Here is a 22846-nt window from a genome sequence, read left to right as displayed (position 1 = left end):
CTCTAGAACAGAAAAGATAGGAGCGAAGAAGCTATGTTAACAATCTATGTAGGTGGTGTAGGCAAAGTTGACGTCAAGCGGCTTCTAGAGCAGCGCCGCAGCCCGGATCTCAAGATTATCGCAAGCAGCGACCTTGAGGCGGGTCCGGCCATGAAACGCAACAAAGACGCATATTATATCGGAACCTGCCATACAGGAGCGGGCGCATCTCTCGGTGCAATGCTTGCATTTATGGGAAGACAGAAATGTCATACATTCGGACGCCAGAGCAAACTGACGACAAAAGATGTACATTCATTGCTTGATTCTGGTGTACGGGCTTTTGGCCTCTCCATTGACCAGATCAACGCCATTGTCCCTGTTCTGGTTGATGGCCTTCAGTCGTACAAGGAGAAGGGAGGGGCATCATGACCCTCCATCTTCCCCCTCTCGTTATCATTTTCACGATTCTCTGCACTGCCTTTGCCTCACTGCTCTCTCACATGGCACTGGCAGTCTTTAACGACGGTGTGCGCCCGTTCCTGCTGGATTTCCACCAGGGAGAGCTCAAACGCCCGCAGATGTCGTCCATCGCGTTCGGACTGTCAGCAGGCTTTATCTTCGGTCTGGGCGTGCCGATCGCCTTCTCTTCGAGCGTGCTGAACCCGTGGCTTCTGTTCTTGCCATCAGATATCCTGGGCATTATTTCGCCCAAGAAATGGCTTGCTCCGATCCTGGGCGCGGCCTGGGGGGCCATTGTCGTTTTCAGTCTGGGAGCTGTTACTTCAGCCGCAACCAGCCTGCCAGTGAACTTCCTGGACGCAATGCAGCAGATGTCGACCCCGATTCTCTATCTGTTTGCATTCTTCCCCTCGGTTGCCATTGCAATGCAGTTCGGGAAACTGCGCGGCTCAATTGCAGCGATTATCAGTTTTGCGGTCATGCTTGTCATCATGAAGTGGGTACCGGCTATTAATCCTGGTGCAGCCGCAATGGCAGCAGGCATGATCATCCTGGTTATCATCGCTATTTTTCAGGAGTTCAAAAACCGCAAGGAAGCCAAAGCCGAGGCCGGTGAAGAAGACGCGGAAGATGTGGAGGACGAGACGGACTCTATCTTTGCAGCCAACGCGAAGCGCCTGCGCAAATACCTGCCCATGTTTATGGTTATGGGCGCTCTGCTGGCCGTTCTGGTTAATACGCATAAGTTTGGAGGCGGTGAGGCGACCAGCTACCTGCTGGCAAAAGGTGATTATGCAAACGCCGCACAGGTCGACTTCTATCGTGCACTTGGCTTTATCCCGCTGGTAGTCACAACCGCTGTGGCTTCGGGCGCCTATCAGATCGTCGGCTCGACCTTGATCTATCCGATCGCCTATCTCCTGCCAAACCCGATTCTGGCAGCCATTGTCGGCGCGCTGCTCTTTGGCCTTGAGGTCTTTGTCCTGAGCTACCTTGCAAAAGGACTATCGAAGCTCAGCACCGTCCGTGATGCCTCGGATACAATCCGTAACGCGATCACATTGACGCTTGAAGTCGCGATTCTCTTTGGCTCGATCGCCGCAGGAAACGCGATGGCGGGAGGCATTGGCATTGCCGTTGTCGGTGGTATTTACGCGCTCAACGAAGCCTTTGGCCGCCCCATCGTGCGCATGGCAGCGGGACCAGTTGGTGTGATTATCGCCGGTATTCTCTTTAATATTCTGGCATATGCGCATCTCTTCACACCGCTAGCTGCCAAGTAAAGAAAGCACACACACGCCTTTGCCAACCAGTCACAGTGCAACGAGGAGAACGATGTCTACAATTATGATACAGACGGCTGCGGGACTGCAACCGCTCAATGATGGAATCATTTACGCACATGAGCATCTCTGCATCGATTTGACGACCGAGCGCGATCAAGCCGGAAAGCTCGATCAATTCGACGCTATCATCGAGGAGGTCAGCGAGCTTAAGCGCCTGGGCGTTGCAGCCATTCTTGAGCAAACCTGCCTGGGAATGGGGCGCAACGTGGCTCGCCTTCGGGAGATTCAGGAGGCAACCGGCGTACAGATCATTCCCGCAACAGGCTATTATCATAAGGGATTCCACCCGCCATTTCTGGCGACCGCAACCATAGATGAGATCGCTCACACGCTCGAACAGGAGCTACTTACTGGCATGGATGGCACAGGCGTGCGCCCCATGTTGCTTGGCGAAATTGGCGGAACCGGCTCTCCTCCCTTCCCGGAGGAGGCCACCGTCTTTCGAGCAGCCGCACAGGTGGCGCGAAAGTATCCTGTACTGGTCACAACCCACGCCCACCTGGGAACCGGGGGTCAGGATGAGCTCGATCTGCTCCTTGAGGGTGGCGTTGAGCCAGCGCGCATTCTAATCGGACACCAGGATCTCTGTCCGTCGCTGGATACTCTTCTCCACATCGCCGAGCAGGGGGCCTATCTTGGCTTTGATACAGTGGGTAAGACCAGCTACGCGCCAGACGAGCGCCGCGTTGAGTATATCAAGGCATTTGTTCAGGCAGGGTTACACCATCGCATCCTGCTCTCCTGTGACATCTCACGTAACCCGTACCTCCGCAAGAATGGTGGACAGGGCTATGCCTATCTCATTCAGACCTTCTTGCCCATGCTGCGCGCTGCTGGGGTCTCAGAAGAGGCAATTTATGCCATGACCGTTGAGAATCCTCGCGCCTTCCTTGCGGGTGCCGGCATTACGAAAGGATGATAGGGCATATGTTAACTGTTTCACGTCTTGCACCCTTAACATTGAATACTGCCCGCCAGCTCCAGGAGCGCCTGATAGAGGCCATCACCCGAGAATTTCAGGGGAACGAATGGCTGACACGGGGTGAACTGGGCGTTGGCATTGATGGACGCGGCAGTCAGTTCACACAAAAAGTCGAGCGGGTACTGGCTCGTCTCTTCCATACAGAAGATGCGGTTCTGGTCACCGGAGCCGGAACAGGCGCGATTCGTGCGGTTCTGTTCGCGATGCTTGCATCAGGAAGCCGGGTCCTGATCCATGATGCGCCTCTGTACTCCACCACAGGCGTTACCTTTCGGGCCGCGGGCTATCAGGCCGTGCGGGTTGATTTCAACAATCAGGAGCAGCTTCAACAGGCACTTGAATATGAAGAGGTTCAGGCCGTCTATATTCAGCACACACGCCAGCAGCTCAAAGATAGCTATGACCTCGCAACGGTGATTCGGCTTGTGCGAACCCATAAACCGAACGTACTGATCGTGATCGACGATAACTATGCTGTTGCCAATACCCCACAGATCGGTGTCGAGATGGGAGCCGATGCCAGCGCCTTTTCAGCCTTCAAGCTGCTTGGTCCTGAGGGAATCGGCATTGTCTGCTGCACCTCCGCGATCGGCGCACGTATCCGGGCCGATATGTATTCGGGAGGAACCCGTGTTCAGGGCTATCAGGCACAGGAAGTGTTGCTCGGCCTCAGCTCTGTTTTTGTTCAGAACGCGCTCACCCAGGAAGCAGCGACCGCTGTGGTTGAGCATATTCGCCAGCAGAAACCGGCAGGCATCAGTGAAGCCTGCATCGCCAATGTGCAATCTCCGGTCATTCTGGTTCGCTTCGAGCAGCCGATAGGACCCCGCATTGTTGAGCAGGCTGCCCGCTTTGGCGCTGCTCCCTTCCCGGTCGGCGCAATGTCACGCTATGAGCTCGTCCCTATGTTTTATCGCGTCTCAGGCACAATGATCGCTGAACTGGGAGAGGAAAACGCCCGCCACTGGATACGCATTAACCCGATGCGAGCCGGAGCCCAGACGGTCCTGGCAATTCTCGAAAAAGCGCAAAAAGAGGTAGAAAACCATGTTTCTTGACGCTGTCCGCAAACGCAATCCAGGGCTGATCCGCTTTGCAGCGCAATTGCACCGCGAGGGCATGATTCCGCCCAATACCTTCGTTATCGATAAGGGAGCCGTTCGCAAGAACGCCCACATGATCGCCTCCCGGGCCCATGAACTGGGTCTTAAGCTCTATTTTATGGCAAAGCAGTTCAGCTACGATGCAGAGATTATGGAGGCTATCCGCGAAAGCATCCCTTCTGCCGTTGCCGTTGACTGGATGGGGGCAGAGGCCATGATGGCACAACAGGTTCCAGTCAAACATGTGGGACACCTTGTCCCGATCCCTTTCCACACCATTCCCAAAGTGATGCAGCAGGCCCGCCCGGAAGTCTGGACGGTGCTTGATCTGGAAGCCGCAGCGGAGGTCAGCCGCATCGCCAGTGCACTCAATATTACGCAACCGGTTCTGTTGCGCATCACGGGTGATGATCTCTTTCCGGGACAGGAGGGCGGCTTCACATCCAAAAACGTTCAGGAAGCGGCAAAGCGCATCGCCGATATGCCCGGTCTGGAAGTTGCCGGTGTCACCAGCTATCCCTGTTTCGCCTGGGATGAGCAGAGCCTGAGCTATAAACCGACCTCGAATCTGGAACATGTGCAGATCGCCATTGAGCGCCTGAAGGCCGAGGGCTTTACGCTGAAGCAGATCAATTTGCCCGGCAACACCTCGCGCAGCGTTCTGTCACTGGTCGCGCAGTATGGCGGCACACATGGAGAGCCCGGCCATGCACTGACCGGCACCACACCGGAACAGAGCCAGGGGCATTGTGATGAGATTCCCGCGACGGTCTATGTTAGCGAGATATCCTCGATTGCTCCCGATCAAGCGCAGGTCTACGGCGGCGGCCTCTACCCTCGTGCCCATGCCCGGGGCGCACTCGTTGGAAGCAGCGTTGATGAGCTGGTTGAGCGAGAGCCCCTGCCAATCGAATTCCCACCCGCACAATATATCGATTATCAATGCACGCTAAAGCTTCCTGAGGGACAGCGCGTCCACTGCGGTGATACCGTGGTGATGTCCTTCCGCTTCCAGCTTTTTGTGTTGCGAAGCTATCGCGCTATTGTCGAGCAGGATGAGCACGGCACCTGGAAGCTTCTCTCATTTCACTGAGCATTATGTGGAAAGTAGAAGAAAAAAGCGTTATGAATATGATCTCAAAGAAACGTGCAGTATTATGCATTCTGGATGGATTGGGTATAGGAGCCATGCCAGACGCTCCTGAACAGCAACAGGGGGCCAACACTACCAACCATGTTATCAGTCGGGAGCAACGCGCCTCGTTCCCCCATCTAGCAGCACTTGGCTTGTTTGAGGCCGCCGATGGCACTTTCGGCCCGGCAGTCGGGCGGGCAGCGCTTGGCTATCCCGGTGCTGATAGCTACCTCGGCCACAACGAGCTGCTAGGCGGCACGGCCCCCGAAACCCACCCCGACACCGTTCGCGGGCGCCTTGAGTTCCTGATCCCGGCGCTCGAACAGGCAGGCTTCATAGTACACCCCATCGCGGACAATGGAGCGCTCTGGGTCAATAATGGTATTCTCGTCTCGGACAATCTGGAAAATGAGCCCGGCATGGCGATCAACCTTGCAGCCACCTTCGATATTGTCGATCTTGAGACGCTGGTCCGTGCTGGTGAGGTAGTGCGCACACAGGTTCGCAACCCGCGCGTTATCGCCTTCGGTTCGCCCGAGATCTCGCCTGAGAGCATTCTAAGCGCAGTCCATAAAGCGTCGGAAGGCCGAACAGGGATTGTTACACCAGAGGTTGGTTTCTACAAAGAAGGGTATCTGGTGCGCCACCTGGGTGTCGGTTTCAAGCCAGATGACGAGCTTCCCTTGCAGTTCATGCAGGCGGGCTATCCAGTGGAGTTGATCGGGAAAGTCGCGGACGTCGCGGCCGGAGATCAAGGCATACCACGCCGCCCGACGGTCGATACGCCGGGTGTTCTCTCGGATATCAATGAGACCTGGGAGCGCCTGGAAAGCGGCCTGATCGTCGCCACTGTTCAGGAAACAGATCTCTCCGGCCATGCCGAGGACGTGGATCGCTTCCGCGATATTCTGCGGCAGGTTGATACGTGGCTCGGCGAGTTCCTGCCCCGTCTGGATGACGAGAGCCTGCTTATCATCTCGGCGGATCACGGAAATGACCCGACATATGGCACCCATCATACACGGGAATATGTCCCGGTGCTGGTCCGCGGTCCACTGACAGAGCCTCTTACTCCTATGTCGAGCCTGCGCGGCGTCGCGGCACTCTGTCGCTCCTTCTTCGGGCTCGCCTGAGCCAAGCCGTACCATGAGGGACATACCTTGAGCGGGGTTGTTCCTCATGATACGGGCAGCCGCTCCAGCACACGCAAACAAACAGAGAGCAATTGGATCGCGGCCCCCACACAGCAGAAACAGGCAAGCACATTCACAATTCCCATAATCGACCAGTGCCCGGTATAGAGGGCAACGCTTGTCACCAGCATCATCAACACAATGCTCATCGTCAGCGCCAGAATCCCTTCAAGAAGCGGCTCTTCAAGCCGGAGAAAATTGACCACGATCGTTCCAGGAGCCAGAAACAGGAAGCCCAACAGGAGCAGATTGCAGAACCAGCCTCCCGAGATCATCAACGGCTCACAGAGAAACGAAAGCGGCAAAATCAGCAACGCACAGATTGTTGTTCGAGCCATCTCATTTCTCCTTTTCCGGCACGTAGCGCAAAATAGTAATATCTCCGTTTTGGTAGAATGACTGAAAGCGCTCCGAGCGCAGCAACTCTCGTTCCAGTTGCCGCAGTTTAAACGAGGGCACATCATTCAACAGGTCCGCTGCTGCCTCCTGACTTTTGGAAAAGAGAATATAGACCTCTGTCGGCTGCTCACGCCGAATCACATCCAGAATCGCCTCAACGTGCTCTTTACTGGCAAGCGCGATCGGGCTATACTTGATGACATCCTTCGCCGAGAAATAGTTGAACTGCTCGAAGCGCTCAAATTGCCAGGGTGCTCCATACCAGGCCTCCATCAGCAGTGAGTGCGGCGGCGCCACGCGATAGAGATAGCGCAACCCGACAACCTCATTCGCACTGATATAATCCATCTTTTCATTACCATACCGGGTAAACAGGAAACTGCTTAACAGCGCCAGTACAGCACAGGCCACCAGACCACAACGCCAGAGCGGGATCTTCTCCAGTTCTTCCTGCAAAAGCGAGGCCACAAAGAAAGCCGCGAAGGGGAGCGCAAACAGGTAGACCCGCAAGAGCATCTCACCACCATACGACTGCACAATCATCAGGAGGAATGGAGTCACGGCCAGAGCGATCAGCGTGATGTCTCTTTGGCCGCGCCGCCAGCGCAGGAGACAGCCCGCCACAGCCGCGGCCCAGAGAGTCAGTGTCATCATGATGCGGACAGATGAAATGTAAATATGCTCAGGGCTCCCCTTTACCGCCCGGGCAGTCACATTCGCCGAAAACGAGCTTGCGACCTGACCCAGATGGCCCGTCACCATTGGCATATGGCCGCGCAAGAACGGTTGTGCCATAATCACCATCCAGGCAAGCGTGAGCCCGCACAGAGCAACCGGCAGCCAGATAGGATGACAGCGCCGCAGCAGCACCAGCGCCGTGATACTGGCAATCATAAAGAAGGGCGTGAGCGGGTGGCTGGCTACCACACACACAAAAAGGAGTAATACCAGCGTCAGTAAGACAATCCGCTGGGCACGTGTACAGGGTTGTGGAACTTCGTCTGTCTGTCTGCTCCAATGCTCATAGCGCCTCAATAGTGCGATCGCGGGCTGTAGCCGGCGCCAGTTCGGCACCCGGAGCGGTTGAGTTGCTCCCCTGAACCAGCGCAGCAGGATCAGCAGAATTACCAGATAGCAGAAGAAGCTAAGCCCCTGTGGCGAAAAGTAGTCCTGCCCGATCCAGTTGCCCAGATAAAAAACCAGCAACCCCAACCAGAGCAGCCGCTTATTGGTGGTAAAGGTACCCAGAAGCCCATAGAGAGGGGCAAGATAGGCAAGGTTCAGCACAAGCGGCGCCCACCCGGCAAACACGAGAATATCAGGCGCGTGTATGACCCGGGTCAGAAAGGCTCCGAAGATAAAGAAGCCCGGCCAGTTAAAGTAGGCGTCAAGGTTGGGATCCACGGTCCCGTTACGCATGATGTACTCGGTATAGCCCGCATGTCGATAGACCGTCGCGAAACGCGGCACCTCCTCAAGTACCGACGTTATTCCATAGAGCATAAAAATGAGCGTGAGCAGATAGAGCAGTAGCAGCGGCTCCCGCAGCGACTTCAATTGTAGCAGAACCACAAAGCAGAGGACCGCAAGCCCCAGAGCTCCAAGCGTCTGTAACGGTAAGGCTGATACTAACCCTAGACCGGTCATCCTTTCTAACTGTACATCCGAGAGAGAGAAGCGCCAGAGCAAGAAGATAAGCAGCAGAATAAGCAGAGCAGTGCTATCGATCCACCTTCGCCTTCTATCCTGAAGGTAGATGTGAGTAAGCGATACCAGTTTGTCACGCAGTAAAACGCCCTCATAAGCATACCCGAGTAATCTCATAACGCTCCTTTTCTCCGATACTCTTATCTGGCAGTCTCCTCTAATAGGGCCTGGCAGGCTGGCTGAAGCGAGGGAACGCCTCCCTCTTTCAGGACAGTAGAGATACGCGCTGTATCCACAATCAGTACCTCATACGGTTTCAGCGTTCGTGACTCTCGCTCAAAGTTCACTGTGCGCGTATCGGCGGTTTTATTCACGATAATGGTTTTTATCGGCCCGGCAAGCGCCGCAATATCGGGCGAAGTCGTGTACGTGCGATAGATCACCGACCCGGCGCTAAAGCAATTGTTCAGCACCCTGTAGACCATAAACCACGGCAGCGGTCGGCCTCCATTCTCTACCGCGGTTGATGTCCAGAGACCATTCAACGGCGTGGACTCTCCTTCTCCGTTACCACCCCAGATCAACGCGACCGAGCCACCCGCCTCGATAAAGCGCATCATGGCATAGGTTTTGACCGCGAGCGTTCCCTGTAACTCGTTTGGTTGATAGCTATCGGCATACCACTCCGCCCACCAGATCGGCAACGTACGCGCTCCGGGATAGCGGTTCGCATCCAGCGAGCGAAGCCAGCGCACCACATCGGCAAACTTTTCTGCCGCTGTAAATGGATTCACATCTTCAACATCGTCCCGATTGCGATTGTTGCCGGATAACGTGATAAACTCTGCTCCCCGTTTATGTTCCAGCCAGTAGCTGATAGCGGCCAGATCGCGGTTATCATACATCCCGTACGAGCGAATAAATTGCGAGGGATGGCTGGCTTTCTGCGCATGCAGCCAGGTGTTCACCACAATGTAGGGTCCACCCACAAAGATCGCTGAAGGGTTGATATCGAGCTCTTTCGCGACCATCTTCAGCGTCTCATACACACGGTTGTACATATAGGTATATCCGTGCTTCGCATTGGGGCCATCGGGCTCCCCGGGCGATGTGCTGACATCCCAGTTGTTGGTCGCGGGATTATAGTACCCCTTAAACTCATTCCATATCTGAAAAAACCGGACATTATAGGGAGCGACCATATAGCGCTCGGCGACTCGGCGCACCAGATGCAGCCAGTTGTCCATCTGATTATCAAGCACACGCGAGGAATAGGCCACCTCAGCAAAATCATCAGCGGGGGTCAGCAATCTGGTGGTGCCATCTCCACGTAACTCCCCCTTTATCCACCAGGGAGCCTCACAGAGCGAGATTACAGGGTGCGCTCCCATCTGTCGCGCCAGCTCAAGCTTGCGATCCATAGAGGCCCAGTTATCCGGTTCTGGCTTAGCTGGATCAGGCCAGGGATTATCTGAGCCCCACCCCATAAGGAAATTGTTCACGAAGGTCAGCCCCTGAGAGGCAAGCGCCCGCGCCTGTTGAACCGCCTGCTCGCTGTTTGTTTTCCAGGGATAGGACAAACTGGAATCAACATTCGACATCCCTGGCGAAAAACGGCTGAGATAGCTCTGTTTTGTTACCTCAAGCGATGGCCCCTCCAGCTTACAGGATGCCAGCGGCAGAACGGCCAGGAAGACGAGTAGCAGCATGAAGCGCACAAACAAGGCTCGCTCTGCACGCCCTCGACTTCCATTCATGATGACTGTATGACCTCTCGATAGATAGTTTCAATGCGTGAGACGACCGCGCTTGCCAGAAAAGAGGTGACTTGCTGCCTGCCATGCTCCCCCATCCGGGCTCGCAAATGGTCATTCTCCATCAGCCATTCAAGCACAAAACGGAGAATACGAGCATTCCCGGGAGGAACCAGCACGCCCGTTTTGCCATCGACGACAACGTCAGAGATACCGCCAATACGCGAAGCAACCACGGGTTTTCCCATGGCCATCGCCTCCATTGCTACTGTCGGGCAGGCATCGGGGCACAGCGACGGTACAACGCCAATAGCACACCGTCGCCAGGCATGCATTACCGCCTGATGGGGCCAATCCCGCAACCAGATCACTCCTGGAGGCAGTTCAGTAGGAGAATCGGCCACAGCTCTCCCGATCAGGACAAGTGGCACGTTACAGGCCATATCGGCATAGGCATTGAGCAGCGTCGTTATGCCCTTATCATAACCAACATCTCCCACAAAAAGCAGAAATTCTCTCCTGGGGAGCTGCTGCAATAACCGATTCAGCTTCGCGTTTGAACTGCAAAGTGAGGTCACGGTATCAGGAATAAAATTCGGAATCACCTGAAAGGGTAACTCTAGCTCGCTCAGCCGAGCGCCCTCCGCCACAGCCCGGCTGACCGGGAGAAACAGATCCACTCCCTGACGGGCAGTAGCTGACGCGATGCGATGCATCAGTGCGACCGATATGCCTTTCATTATGCCATAATGCTGTGCACTACACTGTAGACACTTGTCCAGCCTCGGTCCCTCACAGAGTTCTCGCTGAAAGAGAAATCGCCTGGTTGGGCAGACCTGACTGAAATCATGCAGCGTCAAAATCAGCGGGCAGCCATACTGCTGCTTAAGAGGCAGGAACGAATAGACCAGCCAGTTATGTGCGTGAACAATCTCCGGGCGCTCCTGGTGCATGATCCTGGACAGGGCGCGAACTGCCTCGGGATCAGGAAACGGAGGCACATGTGTCCGCCGTGGATCGCTGTACAGAGATGAAAAGCGCTGCGTTGTCGTCCGAAAACGATAGACACGTACTCCCTGGTCCTCTTCAAATTCCGGGCAGCCCTCCTGCCAGAGTGTTGCTACCGCCACCTGATGGCCGCGTGCAACCAGTTCCAGGCTCAAATTGCGGACATGTCGTTCCTCTCCGCCGATTACTGGCGGGTAAAATTGAGTGAGCATCAGGATACGCATTGTGCCCTCCTCTCGCTTACAACACGTTGATAGAGCGTCAGCAACCGCTCGGCACAATCATCCCAGGTAGGCAAAGGAACGTCCTCTGCCCGGGGTGGCCATGCAAGAATCTCAGCAACCGTCTGCGCTATTTTCTGTGCCGAACTTCTTAAAGGAATCACTTTGACCAGAGGCCAACGGGCAAGCTCGCTCAGGCCCGACGTGTTGGCAACCAGAACCGGCTTGCGCAGCGAAAGCGCCTCCATAATCGAAACCGGGTGCGCTTCATACTGGCTGAGCAGCGCCACCAGCGAGGCACGAGCCAGAGTCATCGCCAGTTCCGCACGTCGGGCAGGGGAAATAGAGCGAATTTCAACAAAGTTGGCAACGCCCGCTGATTTCGCCAGCTCGCGCAAAACAAGCTCATAAGGCCCCTGTCCCAGGATCAAAAGCCGGGCCGCAGGACAATACTTATGGATTTCCGGCAGCGCCAGAATCAGCCGATGGTGTCCTTTATATTTCTCTAACCGTCCCACCGAGACGATCAGCGCATTCTCTGGTGTGATTGTCTCGCCTGAAGGGAGATAGGCAGCCAGATCAGACGCGCCATTAGGAATCACCTCAAACTTCTTCACAGGTAGCCCGAGCTTCAGGCAAAAATACGCGGCCTCGAACTGTGACACCCCGATCAAGTACTGTGCCCCGGCAAATAAGGGTCTCAACAAACGCCATTGCAGGCCACGAAACAACGTGCGCACCTGAGAAGAATGCCCTCCGGTATGAAACGTCAGCACATAGGGAAGGCCGAGTTTCTGCGCGGTCCGCATCGCCAAAATCGGCACGAAGGTATGACAGCTCTGGCAATGGACGAGATCCCAGTTCTCGCTCTTCATGACCGTCTCAATACCGGGAGCAAAAAAGTAGTCGCCCCGTGGAGGCCAGGCCCGCACGCGAATAATGCGCATGCCATCAGCCATCTCAACAGAGGGAGCGGATCCAGCCGGAGCAGTCGTCAGGAGTGTCAGCGCAACGCCTCGCTCAGCCAACCGCCGCCCGACCTCATACACATGCGTTTCCGTTCCGCCAACAGAAGGAGAGTAGCGCGGGGTCACCATCAACACTTTTACCACGTCAGATTCAACGGACATCTACAACCTCCCCTCAAAGCACTTCACGCTCTACATGGGCAATCTCTTCACCATCGCGTTTCTCTGCCAGTTCCAGTATACACACCCAACAACAAGGGTATCGCAAAGGGGTGGGATAACGGTTACGCACCATCTAAATGCGGAGAAGCAGAAACGCTTCGTGCTAATTATATGCAGTCTCCAAATAGATAGCCGCACATATTTCTTTCCTGCGTATTCGTATACTAAAGCCAACAATTGTTCTTTTTTGCCCATAACAAGCCGTATCAACGAGCAAGAATTACTGGCTCTGTGATGGAGCCAGCACGCAGAGCGCAAAGAGCATTGAACGTCTGGCTACACGGCTCTGGAAAGGTGATACAAAAGGTGAAAATACGACCAGGAAGAACACAGAAACCACGGGTCAGTGTGATAATCCCGGCAATGAACGAGGAACAAAACCTCCCCTGTATTTTGCCCTTACTCCCATCCATTGTTGATGAGGTCATACTGGTAGATGGGCATTCCACAGACAATACAATCCAGGTAGCCCGACAGCTTCTTCCCTCCATCCAGATTGTTACCCAGGCAGGGAGAGGGAAAGGCGAGGCGCTCCGCACTGGATTTGCCGTCTCGCGGGGGGACATCATTATCATGCTCGATGCAGATGGCTCGGCAGACCCGACAGAGATTCCGCGCTTCGTCAGTGCCCTGATGGAGGGCTATGACTGCGTTAAAGGATCACGCTTCAAGCCGGGCGGCGGCAGCTTCGATATCACGCCACTCCGCCGCCTGGGGAACGCCATTTTCTGCCATATCGTCAACCTGCTGTTTGGCACCAATATTAGCGACCTCTGTTATGGCTATGTGGCCTTCTGGCGCTCTTGCCTCGATCAGATCCAGCTCGACAGCGAGGGATTTGAGGTGGAAACACAGCTCTACCTCCGCATGCTGAAGGCGCATCTTGGCATTGCAGAGATCCCGAGTATCGAGAATCTACGCATCTATGGACGCAGCAACCTGCATACAATCCGCGATGGCTGGCGCGTCCTCAGTACCATTGTGCATGAGTGGCGCCAGGGGAAAACCGTGCATACAGAGCCGCTCAAGACGCTTCCTACGCAGCTTCACACGAAAGAAAAGATATCGGTATAAAAACGGAAAGGACGATGCCTGTGGAGGAACCACAGAAAGCAGATGTCTCAGTAGTCATCTGCACCTATAGTCTGGACCGCTGGCAGCCCCTTCAGGAAGCCATTGCCTCGGTTCGACGGCAAACCCTTCCGGCCAGAGAGATTATCGTTGTCAGCGACCATAATCAGACTCTCTATCAGCAACTACAAGCCTCTATGCCGGACATTCAGGTAGTGGAGAACCACCATGCTCCTGGCCTCTCGGGAGCGCGCAATACCGGTCTTGATGTTGCCCGGGGTAGCGTGATTGCGTTTCTCGACGATGACGCGATCGCCACCACGTCATGGCTTGCACAGCTCATAGAAGGCTTCACAGATCCCACAGTTGCAGCTACTGGAGGCTCGATACTTCCTCTCTGGCCCGGCCAAACACCACGCTGGTTCCCGGAGGAGTTTTACTGGGTAGTTGGCTGTACCTATCGAGGCATGCCCGAACAGAACACAATCGTACGGAATGTGATCGGCGCAAATATGGCATTTCGCAAGGAGGTATTGAAGCGCTCTGGTGGCTTTCGCAGCCATATCGGGCGTATCGGAACACTGCCGCTTGGCTGCGAGGAGACCGAACTATGTATCCGCGTGCAGCAGCAACAGCCGGGGATGCGTTGTCTGTATCAGCCCGAGGCCCGGGTCTATCACCGGGTGCCTCAGAGCCGCATAGCATGGAAATACTTCGTGCAACGCTGCTTCGCGGAAGGCATCTCCAAAGCGATGATCGCCCGCTTTGTCGGCCAGCACGCAAGTCTGGCGACCGAGCAAAGCTATACCTTTCGGTTGCTACTCGGTATTGTGCCCGCGCTACTTATCCGCTCGCTGCTTCATTGCGAACAAGTATCACTGCAAAAGGCGCTGACAATTCTGGCAGGGATTGGTGCTGCCGTGACGGGCTATCTCTATGGCAGCATGCCGGAACCGATGCTGTTGCCGTACCAGCAAAGAGGCCACCAGGTTCCCACAGGAAGAAAGGATCAGGTATGTTGATGAAGACCGCAGAACGGTATATCCCCATTCTCATGTATCATAGCATCTCCCAATCGGCGAACCCGCGCTTCAAGCAGCTCGCTGTTGCCCCGGTGATGTTCGCGGCTCAAATGGATTACCTGCATCGCAATGGCTATACGCCACTCAACGTGACCCAGTGCCTCAAGGCCATGCAGGGAAAGATACCGTTTCCCGCGAAGCCGGTTGTGATCACGTTTGATGATGGCTTTGCCGATTTCTATGATTATGCGCTGCCCATCCTGACGCGCTACCAGTTTACGGCTACGCTCTATATCACCACGGCCTATATCGGAAAAACCAGTACATGGCTTCGCCCCGAGAACGAGACCGAACGCCCCATGCTCAACTGGGCCCAGATTGAGGAGATCAGATGGGCCGGGATTGAGTGCGGAGCGCATACCCATACGCACCCCGCGCTGGATCTTCTGCCACTCTCCCTGGCGCGAGAAGAAATCGCGCTCAGCAAACTGATTCTTGAGCAGCGCTTAGGACAGGAGATCTGTAGCTTTGCCTATCCCTTCGGCTACTATACACCCGATGTTCGCGAACTGGTACAGCAGCTTGGTTTTACCTCGGCCTGTGCCGTCAACTTCGCGACCTGTGCCGTTACCTCACACCCATTCAGCCTTGAGCGCCTGATGGTTACGCCAGGCATGAGTATCGAAGCGTTCCGGCTGCTGCTCCACCAGGAGGAAGAGGCCCCCGTACTGAAGCGGATGTATATCAGGGCCCGCATTCCGGTAAAACAGGTCCTCCGAAGCTATAGCGCGGCGCTCACCCGGACACGGCGATAATGTGGAAGGATGAAGTGATGAAAGCAAAGCTTCAATACTGGTTCAAAACCTACGGTGACCTGCTGACAAATGCTGGCTCACTTATCGGCACTAGCGTGGTAACCTCGGGCATGGGCTTTATCTACTGGTGGATTGTCTCGCTCCGTTTCCCAAAGGGCGTGGTAGGCATCAGTACCGCAATCATCTCCGCCATGATGCTCCTCGGTACCATCAGTACGGTAGGGCTGGGCACCTTTTTGATTGGCGAGCTGCCCCGCACAACTGAAAAACGTGCCTCCCTGATCGGGGCCTCACTGCTACTCGCCAGCCTGATGGGAACGCTTGCCGGAATTCTCTTCGCCCTGCTGGTTCCGTCCTTATCCTCTCACTTTCATGAACTACGCACCAGCATCATGACCGTCCTCCTCTTCGCAACCGGGGTAAGCCTGACAGCCTGTACACTCGTTCTGGATCAGGCGCTCCTCGGTTTGCTGTGCGGCACGCAACAGCTCTTGCGCAATATTCTGTTTGCTTGCATCAAGCTGCTCGCGCTGCTTCCCGTTGAACTTGGTTTGCTGCATAAATCATGGGCGAGTATTTATGTAACCTGGATCATCGGGAATGTTTGCTCAATGATGGTGCTCTTCTTATACTGGATGATAAAGGGACAACACAGACACAGAATGCGTATCTGGAGTGATTGGAACTGGCTGAAAAAACCGGGGAAAACTGCCGGACAGCACTATCTCTTCAATCTGGCCCTTCAGGCAACGCCGCTGCTGTTACCTGTGCTGGTGACGATGAGTCTTTCGGCAACAACCAATGCAATATTCTATTCAGCCTGGATGATCGCCAATTTCCTGACGATGATCCCGCTTGCGCTGACCACCATACTCAACGCGCGGGCGGCGGCACACCCGGAGAGCCTGACGTCAAACGTTCGGATAACACTTGGCCTCTCCGTGCCACTCAGTGGTATCGCGTATGGGGTTTTGTTTGTGTGCGCCGGTTTTGTGATGTCTCTCTTTGGCTATCGCCATAATGAGCAGGCCGTCCTGTGTCTGCAAATTCTGGGCTTAAGCGTTTTTCCAGCAACCATACGCTATCATTTTGTCACAATCTATCGTCTGCGTCAGCGCATTCTGCACATAGTGCTTCCTATGTTTCTCTGCTGCATTGTGGAACTGGGAGCGGCTGCGCTAGGAGCCAGGATGGGAGGTTTGGTCGGGTTGAGTCTGGGGTGGCTCACAGTAGCCTGCACCGAGGCATGTTTCATGATCCGCACGGTCTACCAGGCTATGCACCACACATCAGATGATTCCTCCCTCGACGCCATTCAGGAGGCTGTCTACACTGGCCGCGTTTAAGGCTTCTGCTCGGTTGCCGCGGAAGTCTCTACAGGTTGTCTGCTTGCTTTTATCACACAAGAGCTTCTGTAAGGAGGACGTATATGAGACAGCTATTAGATCAACAACCGGCTTCATCAGCAACATCAGAAATGACATACGATGCGGTGGTTATCGGAGCCGGGCCCTATGGACTTTCAATCGCGGCGCATTTGTTGCATCACGGCCTTCGAGTAGCGATCTTTGGGAAACCGCTTCAGCTCTGGCGGGACTATATGCCCGACGGCATGTGGCTCCGCTCGGAATGGTGGGCAAGCAGCCTCTCTGATCCAACTGGAAAAGGCAGTATCAAGGCCTTTTTTCGCGAGATTGGCTACATGCCAGGCGAGCCGCTCCCGATTGAGCTCTTTATTCGCTATGGACTCTGGTTTCAAGAGCAACTGGTTCCTGAGATCCAGGAAACCTTCATTACAGATATAGAACAGCAAGATGGGCAGTTCTTGCTAACCCGGGACGATGGCGGGAAGCTCTCCAGCCGGGTTGTGATTATGGCACACGGCCTGCACTACTATACCTATCAGCCCGAGGCCTTTCAAAAGTTCAGCCCCGAACTGGTCTCTCATGCCTCGACCCATAAGCAGTTCACACGCTTTCAGGATAAAGAGGTCGCGGTCATCGGAGGCGGACAGAGCGCACTGGAAACTGCCGCACTGGCACAGGAATGCGGAGCGCGTGTACACCTGATCTCGCGCCGTCCGCTGACCTGGATTAAAGGCGAAACACCCGATGATACCTTCCTGCACCGCATTCTTCATCCCAGGGCCGGGATAAACTCGGACTGGGTAAGCTGGACACTGGAAAAGCTCCCGTACGCCTTCTATAAGCTGCCTAAATCGCTGAAAGCAACCGTCACAAGCAGGCTCTATGGGCCGATGGGTTCTTCCTGGCTCCGACCGAGAGTTCAGAATAAGGCTACCATTCATGAGGCACAACCGATCGTCGATATGCATGAGACTGACCGTGGAATCGAACTGCGCCTCTCCTCCGGCAAGCAACTTACGGTCGAGCACATTATTCTCGGGACAGGCTATCGCTGCGATCTCAGGAAAGTGCCAATGCTCAACAACGCGCTGCTCTCACGCATCCGCACTTACGAGCAAGCACCTCTGCTTTCTCCTTTCTTTGAGAGCAGCGTTCCCAATCTCTACTTTGTGGGATTTAGCTCCGTTCTGGGCGCGGGCCCGCTCTATCGCTTTGTTCTCGGGGCTGATGCCACTGCCAGACGTGTTACAGCTCATGTTGTCAGGCAATTTCAGAAGATAGGGAAGGGGCAACATTCATGAGTCAGACCTTGCTTCAGACATCCCGAGGGACAACACAAGTCGAGCATTCCACCTATCTCTATGACGCGCTCATCCTGGAAGCGCATTTACGACAGGCACTGGCAACAGTCCGCTCACTGGGTCGGCGTGGCTTACAGGTTGCAGTGATGGATCAAACACGTCATGCTCCCGCTTATGAGTCTCGCTGGTGCCGAAAAGCCTATATCTGCCCGACAGGCGACAGCGCGGAGATCTATTTCCAGACAATCAAGCGCTGTGTTGAGTACACGCGCCCCAGGGTACTGTTCGTCTCTTCCAATGCGACAGCCGAGATCATAAACCGCTACCGGGCTAAACTGGAAAAGCGCGTGCGTCTCGCCTTGAGTCCCGCTCCCGGTCTGCGCATCGCGCTGGATAAAGAGGCAACGCTTCAAATGGCCCGTGAGCAAGGTCTTTCCGTTCCACGCACTGTCACCGTAACACAAGAACAAGATATCAAAGCGGCGCTCCGTGACATCGGCCTACCAGCAATCCTGAAGCCTGCCCTCTCGTGGACATGGGAGACTCAACCAACACAAAGCCTGACAAGCCAGTTGGTGATAACAGAGGAGGAAGCCTATCGCCACGCTACCACGCTCCTGCAACATGGAACCGGCATTCTGATTCAACAGTATCTGTCAGGACGCCGGGAAGCGCTTCATGTCTTCTACGCACATGAGCGGTTCTACGCCTGCTTCGCGCAATGGGCCAAACGCACAGATCCCCCTCTTGGCGGAGCCTCTGTCCTGCGTCAGAGTATCCCCGTACCGCCAGATACGGGTAAGCAGGCGCAACAACTGGTCCGCACACTCTCTCTGGAAGGATATTCAGAAGTAGAGTTTCGCCGCGATGATCGAGGGACACCCTATCTGATGGAGATCAACCCGCGTCTCTCAGCATCAATAGAGCTGGCAATTCGGGCAGGAGTTGATTTCCCTTATATGCTCTATCAATGGGCCTGTGGAGAGCCCATTCCCCACGTAGAAGGCTACAAAACGGGGCTATGGATGCGCTATCTGCGTGGTGATTTTACCACAACCCTTGCATCCATGCTGCGCCAGGGACGGCCAGACGGTGCACCTCCCCTCAAGGCATTCCTGGATTTTGGCCTGACCTTCTTCCAGCCGATGTGTTACGATTATGTAGACTGGCGCGATCCTCTCCCGGCAATTGCCGCGGCAAAGGACTTCATACATTTTGCCTGTCAGCAGGTCAAACAGCGGCTACACCATCCCTGAGCGATCCACGATGGCAAGGCTTCAAGCGCTTGCCATCTTCTCTTTTTGGGCCGCAGTCTCGCGCTTGGAACGATTCCACGTGATCAAGGCGGCAGGAAGCAGGGCCAGTACAATTGGCAGAAGCACCCCCCAGCACCACAATAAGCAGATTCTCAGGCCCAGAGGGTGGATATAGGATGCAGGTGAGCGGCAGGGAACAGAGCAGGAGCAGGATGCTGATACCGATCCAGGCTCGTTTGAAGCGGGGTCGCCCTTTCCGGGACGCAAGAAATCCGGTCAAGCATGAGCAGAACATGGCCCCGACAATCAGCCCGATCAAGAGTTGTCCGTCAATATAAGCCCCCAGAGGCAGGAATGCAAGCGATGGAAGGAGTAGCAGCAAAGGACCAAGCCACCAGCCGAACAGAATCCCGGTCAACATGATATAGAGCGGGAGCATAGCCAGTACAACAGTTATCTCCACCCCTGTCATTGAGCCGCTACTGTTCCTGCTCGCATACAACAGAAGCGCCAGGCAAGCACCGAGCACAACCCAGAGCAGCGCTCTGAACAGCTTCCATAGCCGCGTTTTTTTGTGTGAAGCCATCCTGGTTTTCTCTTCGGTGTGCGCGGGCGTTGGCAGCGGTTTCTCGGCTTCAGGTGCGGGTGTTGCGGGGAGCACAAGCTGCTGCTGTTGCATCAGTCCATCACTTGCCCGTTCCGTCTTCATTTGTTCCGAAACATGTACAACAGTACTGGCGTCAGCAACAGTGGACCGCTGCAACGCAACGCTTGTAAGAGGATAGGTTGCAACCGTCGCCTCCCGCAACGCCACCGCGAACTCAGCGACACAGGAAAAACGCTGTTGCGGATCTTTTGCCAGCGCTTTCATCAGGACATGCGCTACCGCATTCGGGACATGGGAACCCATCGGGGGCGGAGGCGCTGAAAGGTGTTTGGCAACGATCTCGGTAAAGGTGCCATCAAATGGACGCCGCCCGGCCAACCACTCGTAGGCAACCACGGCAAGCGCATACTGATCACTTGCTGGACGCGGGTGCGACATGGCCTGCTCTGGAGCAATATAATATGGCGTCCCGGCAAAATTCTCAGTTTTCGCCGAGTTGGTGCTATGAGCAACTACGGCAATACCAAAATCGGTTAAGAGGATCTCCTGTCGGCTCCCCACCAACATATTTTCAGGCTTGATATCTCGATGAATAACCTTGCGGTCGTGTGCAAATTGCAGAGCATCAGCAACCTGCTCGACATAAGCGAGAACAGCAGAGAGCGAAACCCGCTCCCCATAACGGTGGCGCTCGCGCAAAGAGGCATCAGGAGCATAGTCCATCACCAGAAAAGGGCTCCCTGCTCAATGCCAAAATCCAGAATACGCACGATGTTGGGATGACGAAGCTGTGCGACAGTACGAGCTTCAGTGCGAAACTGAGTAACAGCGTCATTAGCCAGACGTGTATGTAGAATCTTGATGGCAGCATAAGTTCCGAGGTGAAGGTGTTCTCCGAGATACACATCCGCAAAGCCTCCCTGCCCGAGACCGCGCAGCAGACGATAGTTCCCGACAGTGCGCCCGATATATTCAAACATATATTTTTCCTACAAGCTCTTTGTCAGATCTTCGAGAAGAGGCAAAACAGAGATAGATATTGTCGGTTATCAAGTAATACATAAGAAAGAGAGACAATAACTCTCTTCTATATTAAGAACGTAGAGAAACCTGAAAATACAGCAGTGAACAGGAACGACCAGTTAGAGAGGACAATCCAGCAGATCAAATACCATCAGTCAGCAGAAAAGAAGGGAGGAAACTCGAACCTCCGACACTCGGTTTCTGGTAAAAAGCCTCAAGCTGCTCTTGCTGATTTGCTTTATGGGGGCTGTAGCTCAGTGGATAGAGCATCGGCTGTTTTTAATACAGCTCTTCACAGCAATGGTTTTTCAGGAGACACAGCAAAGGTTTTTCGAAATGGAGATGAGGATATGACACACTTTGAGAATCGCCGAGAATCGCCAAAAAAAGAAGTGGCTCTACAAGCCACCGTGTTACTCGAATGGGGCTGAGAGGACTCGAACCTCCGACGCACGGTTTAGGAAACCGACGCTCTATCCACTGAGCTACAGCCCCGAGCATCACTATAATATCACATCCAGTTACCTTATTCAATCCCCACCAAAAGCGCGAAAACAGCTCTAAAGGGTGTCGCTCTAACAACAACCCCTTAGAGTCATTTTTACCAATAACCGACTGTCCCAAAGCCATTTTGGAGACAGTAATAACCGGGAACAACCTCTACTGTCACAAGTCAGAACGCTTCTTCCTTCTTCGACCATTTAACACACCCAGAGCATTTACAGCAGAAAAACGATCCTGCTCACGCCGTGCCTCTCTCTTCTTAAAATCCTTCAAATACTCCTGAGTCACTTCTACATCACTATGGCCCATCAGCAGCGAAAGCTTATACAAGTCCCCTCCCTGTTCCAGGTACATCCGAGCAAACGTATGCCGGAATGTATGCGCTGACACTCTCACTCCTGTGATCCCTGCCCTCTCCTTCAGATCATCTAGTACCTGATCCACTCCTGTAGGAGTCAAAGGAACACCGGCTCGATTAATAAACACCCTATCCTCTTTCTCATCACGCGCTTTTCGATATTTATTAATATACTTCCATAAACATTTACTCACACCCGCTGATATCCCTATTTCTCTCTCTTTCTTCCCCTTCCCATTTACCTTGATATAATCCTCATGTACATCCTGCATTCTCAGATTACACAACTCTGAGATCCTTACTCCTGTCTCTAACAGCAGCAACACAATGGTATAGTCTCGATACCCTAGCGCCGTCGATGTATCACAAACTGCCAGCATCATTCTAATATGCTCACTACTAAACGTTGGTATCACATATTCAGGCACCTTTGGTAACTGCAAACGCGCCCCAGGATTCTTCTCTATTAGCTCCTCCTGGTAACACCAATTAAAGAACCCCTTCACCACCTGCACATAACCCTTTACCGTCAATGGCGAAATCTCTGACGGATCTCCATTCTTATTCACCGTTGGCCGCCCTACCTGAATTGATTGAATATGCAACACAAATGCACGCAGATGCAATGTCGATACCTCTTCCAGCTCCTCTATCTCCTCCTCTTCCCTCATCCAATCAGCAAACACCCGTAATTTCTGTTCGTACCATTCAATTGTTCGATAACTACGCCCGCGTGTTCGACAATCAATAATATAACCCTTAATTGCTTTCTCTATTTTCATACACACCTCACTTCCTTGCTAACCAACAAACCTCATCTGTTGTCGCTGATAATGCCAAAGTGTGATTACCCGTCCCGATAAAAAAACCCTCCCTTCATTCATGTCCTCAATTACCTCTCGTAAACGATCTCTCTTCTTCTGTCGATATAAAGCCCGCTTCATGTTACGAAGTTCCTCTTCTACTTCCCCAAATCCCTCATTCACCCACCCTTGATACGCCTCATCATCAAAATCCCTCAACCTATCCGCTTCTGCTAACACTTCTGCACGGCGCTTTGATCGATACTCCTTCAACTCCTCCTCTTCCGTATCCTGCATCAG

Annotated in this window: 22 protein-coding genes and 1 tRNA gene; 13 read left to right on the top strand and 10 right to left on the bottom strand. The window is 54.2% G+C overall.

Annotation, left to right across the window (positions count from 1 at the left end; all coding sequences use genetic code 11):
• The first annotated feature begins 33 nt into the window (after positions 1 to 33).
• The 6 genes from EI42_RS25405 to EI42_RS25380 are packed head-to-tail and all read left to right on the top strand — an operon-like array spanning position 34 to position 6140.
• A complete protein-coding gene (locus EI42_RS25405; protein WP_111325452.1) occupies positions 34 to 411 on the top strand; it encodes a DUF2620 family protein in 378 nt (125 codons plus the stop codon).
• On the top strand, positions 408 to 1724 hold the full coding sequence (locus EI42_RS25400) for a YhfT family protein (protein WP_111325451.1): 1317 nt from the start codon (positions 408 to 410) through the stop codon (positions 1722 to 1724). Before EI42_RS25405 ends, EI42_RS25400 begins: the two co-directional genes overlap by 4 nt.
• Before the next feature lie 52 nt (positions 1725 to 1776).
• Complete coding sequence (locus tag EI42_RS25395) at positions 1777 to 2706, top strand: phosphotriesterase family protein (protein ID WP_111325450.1); 930 nt, start codon at positions 1777 to 1779, stop codon at positions 2704 to 2706.
• Positions 2707 to 2714: 8 nt separating this feature from the next.
• On the top strand, positions 2715 to 3827 hold the full coding sequence (locus EI42_RS25390) for an aminotransferase class V-fold PLP-dependent enzyme (protein ID WP_170142909.1): 1113 nt from the start codon (positions 2715 to 2717) through the stop codon (positions 3825 to 3827).
• Complete coding sequence (locus EI42_RS25385) at positions 3817 to 4965, top strand: alanine racemase (RefSeq protein ID WP_111325448.1); 1149 nt, start codon at positions 3817 to 3819, stop codon at positions 4963 to 4965. The genes EI42_RS25390 and EI42_RS25385 overlap by 11 nt, the downstream gene beginning before the upstream one ends.
• 32 nt (positions 4966 to 4997) lie before the next feature.
• Complete coding sequence (locus EI42_RS25380; RefSeq protein ID WP_170142908.1) at positions 4998 to 6140, top strand: phosphopentomutase; 1143 nt, start codon at positions 4998 to 5000, stop codon at positions 6138 to 6140.
• 44 nt (positions 6141 to 6184) lie between these two features.
• Here the strand turns inward: EI42_RS25380 and EI42_RS25375 are convergent, their stop codons facing one another.
• Genes EI42_RS25375 through EI42_RS25355 form a run of 5 tightly spaced genes read right to left on the bottom strand, consistent with a single transcriptional unit; the run spans position 6185 to position 12359 of the window.
• The gene (locus tag EI42_RS25375) at positions 6185 to 6538 is read right to left on the bottom strand and encodes a hypothetical protein (protein ID WP_111325446.1); all 354 of its coding nucleotides are present in this window, start codon (positions 6536 to 6538) and stop codon (positions 6185 to 6187) included.
• Between the two features lies 1 nt (position 6539).
• Positions 6540 to 8423: a hypothetical protein gene (locus tag EI42_RS25370; protein ID WP_111325445.1), complete on the bottom strand. Its 1884-nt coding sequence runs from the start codon at positions 8421 to 8423 to the stop codon at positions 6540 to 6542.
• Between the two features lie 23 nt (positions 8424 to 8446).
• The gene (locus EI42_RS25365) at positions 8447 to 10003 is read right to left on the bottom strand and encodes a hypothetical protein (protein ID WP_111325444.1); all 1557 of its coding nucleotides are present in this window, start codon (positions 10001 to 10003) and stop codon (positions 8447 to 8449) included.
• Complete coding sequence (locus EI42_RS25360) at positions 10000 to 11232, bottom strand: glycosyltransferase family 4 protein (protein ID WP_111325443.1); 1233 nt, start codon at positions 11230 to 11232, stop codon at positions 10000 to 10002. The genes EI42_RS25365 and EI42_RS25360 overlap by 4 nt, the downstream gene beginning before the upstream one ends.
• Positions 11220 to 12359 carry a glycosyltransferase family 4 protein gene (locus EI42_RS25355; protein ID WP_111325442.1) on the bottom strand — a complete coding sequence of 380 codons (1140 nt, stop codon included), beginning with the start codon at positions 12357 to 12359 and terminating at the stop codon, positions 11220 to 11222. The genes EI42_RS25360 and EI42_RS25355 overlap by 13 nt, the downstream gene beginning before the upstream one ends.
• Positions 12360 to 12725: 366 nt before the next feature.
• Here EI42_RS25355 and EI42_RS25350 point away from each other — a divergent pair, with 366 nt between their 5' ends.
• The 6 genes from EI42_RS25350 to EI42_RS25325 all read left to right on the top strand — a co-directional run bounded on the left by EI42_RS25350 (position 12726) and on the right by EI42_RS25325 (position 19251).
• Entirely contained in the window at positions 12726 to 13493 is a 768-nt protein-coding gene (locus tag EI42_RS25350) for a glycosyltransferase family 2 protein (protein WP_246046339.1), read from the top strand.
• A gap of 14 nt (positions 13494 to 13507) precedes the next feature.
• Complete coding sequence (locus EI42_RS25345) at positions 13508 to 14512, top strand: glycosyltransferase family 2 protein (RefSeq protein WP_111325440.1); 1005 nt, start codon at positions 13508 to 13510, stop codon at positions 14510 to 14512.
• A complete protein-coding gene (locus EI42_RS25340; protein WP_211326342.1) occupies positions 14512 to 15327 on the top strand; it encodes a polysaccharide deacetylase family protein in 816 nt (271 codons plus the stop codon). Before EI42_RS25345 ends, EI42_RS25340 begins: the two co-directional genes overlap by 1 nt.
• Positions 15328 to 15344: 17 nt before the next feature.
• Positions 15345 to 16673: a lipopolysaccharide biosynthesis protein gene (locus EI42_RS25335; RefSeq protein ID WP_111325438.1), complete on the top strand. Its 1329-nt coding sequence runs from the start codon at positions 15345 to 15347 to the stop codon at positions 16671 to 16673.
• Between the two features lie 83 nt (positions 16674 to 16756).
• Entirely contained in the window at positions 16757 to 17995 is a 1239-nt protein-coding gene (locus tag EI42_RS25330; RefSeq protein ID WP_111325437.1) for an NAD(P)-binding domain-containing protein, read from the top strand.
• Positions 17992 to 19251, top strand: a complete 1260-nt coding sequence (locus tag EI42_RS25325; protein ID WP_111325436.1) for a carboxylate--amine ligase — start codon at positions 17992 to 17994, stop codon at positions 19249 to 19251. The genes EI42_RS25330 and EI42_RS25325 overlap by 4 nt, the downstream gene beginning before the upstream one ends.
• On the opposite strand, the gene EI42_RS25320 is transcribed toward EI42_RS25325, so the two are convergent.
• The gene (locus tag EI42_RS25320) at positions 19226 to 20581 is read right to left on the bottom strand and encodes a serine/threonine protein kinase (RefSeq protein ID WP_111325435.1); all 1356 of its coding nucleotides are present in this window, start codon (positions 20579 to 20581) and stop codon (positions 19226 to 19228) included. The two genes, EI42_RS25325 and EI42_RS25320, sit on opposite strands and share 26 nt — an antisense overlap.
• The gene (locus tag EI42_RS34495) at positions 20581 to 20838 is read right to left on the bottom strand and encodes a protein kinase domain-containing protein (RefSeq protein ID WP_111325434.1); all 258 of its coding nucleotides are present in this window, start codon (positions 20836 to 20838) and stop codon (positions 20581 to 20583) included. The genes EI42_RS25320 and EI42_RS34495 overlap by 1 nt, the downstream gene beginning before the upstream one ends.
• A gap of 144 nt (positions 20839 to 20982) precedes the next feature.
• On the opposite strand from EI42_RS34495, the gene EI42_RS33480 reads away from it, so the two are divergent.
• The gene (locus EI42_RS33480) at positions 20983 to 21312 is read left to right on the top strand and encodes a hypothetical protein (protein WP_211326341.1); all 330 of its coding nucleotides are present in this window, start codon (positions 20983 to 20985) and stop codon (positions 21310 to 21312) included.
• Here the strand turns inward: EI42_RS33480 and EI42_RS25310 are convergent.
• The 3 genes from EI42_RS25310 to EI42_RS32820 all read right to left on the bottom strand — a co-directional run.
• A tRNA-Arg gene (locus EI42_RS25310) sits at positions 21304 to 21376 on the bottom strand. The two genes, EI42_RS33480 and EI42_RS25310, sit on opposite strands and share 9 nt — an antisense overlap.
• A 171-nt stretch (positions 21377 to 21547) precedes the next feature.
• Positions 21548 to 22525, bottom strand: a complete 978-nt coding sequence (locus tag EI42_RS25305; RefSeq protein ID WP_111325433.1) for a tyrosine-type recombinase/integrase — start codon at positions 22523 to 22525, stop codon at positions 21548 to 21550.
• 18 nt (positions 22526 to 22543) lie between these two features.
• On the bottom strand, positions 22544 to 22846 hold a 303-nt coding region (locus EI42_RS32820), incomplete at its 5' end, for a hypothetical protein (protein WP_170142905.1).

It is taken from the genome of Thermosporothrix hazakensis (assembly GCF_003253565.1).
Classification (GTDB): domain Bacteria; phylum Chloroflexota; class Ktedonobacteria; order Ktedonobacterales; family Ktedonobacteraceae; genus Thermosporothrix; species Thermosporothrix hazakensis.
Note: the sequence above shows the minus strand (reverse complement) of the source record. Positions and strands in the feature narration are given on the sequence as shown.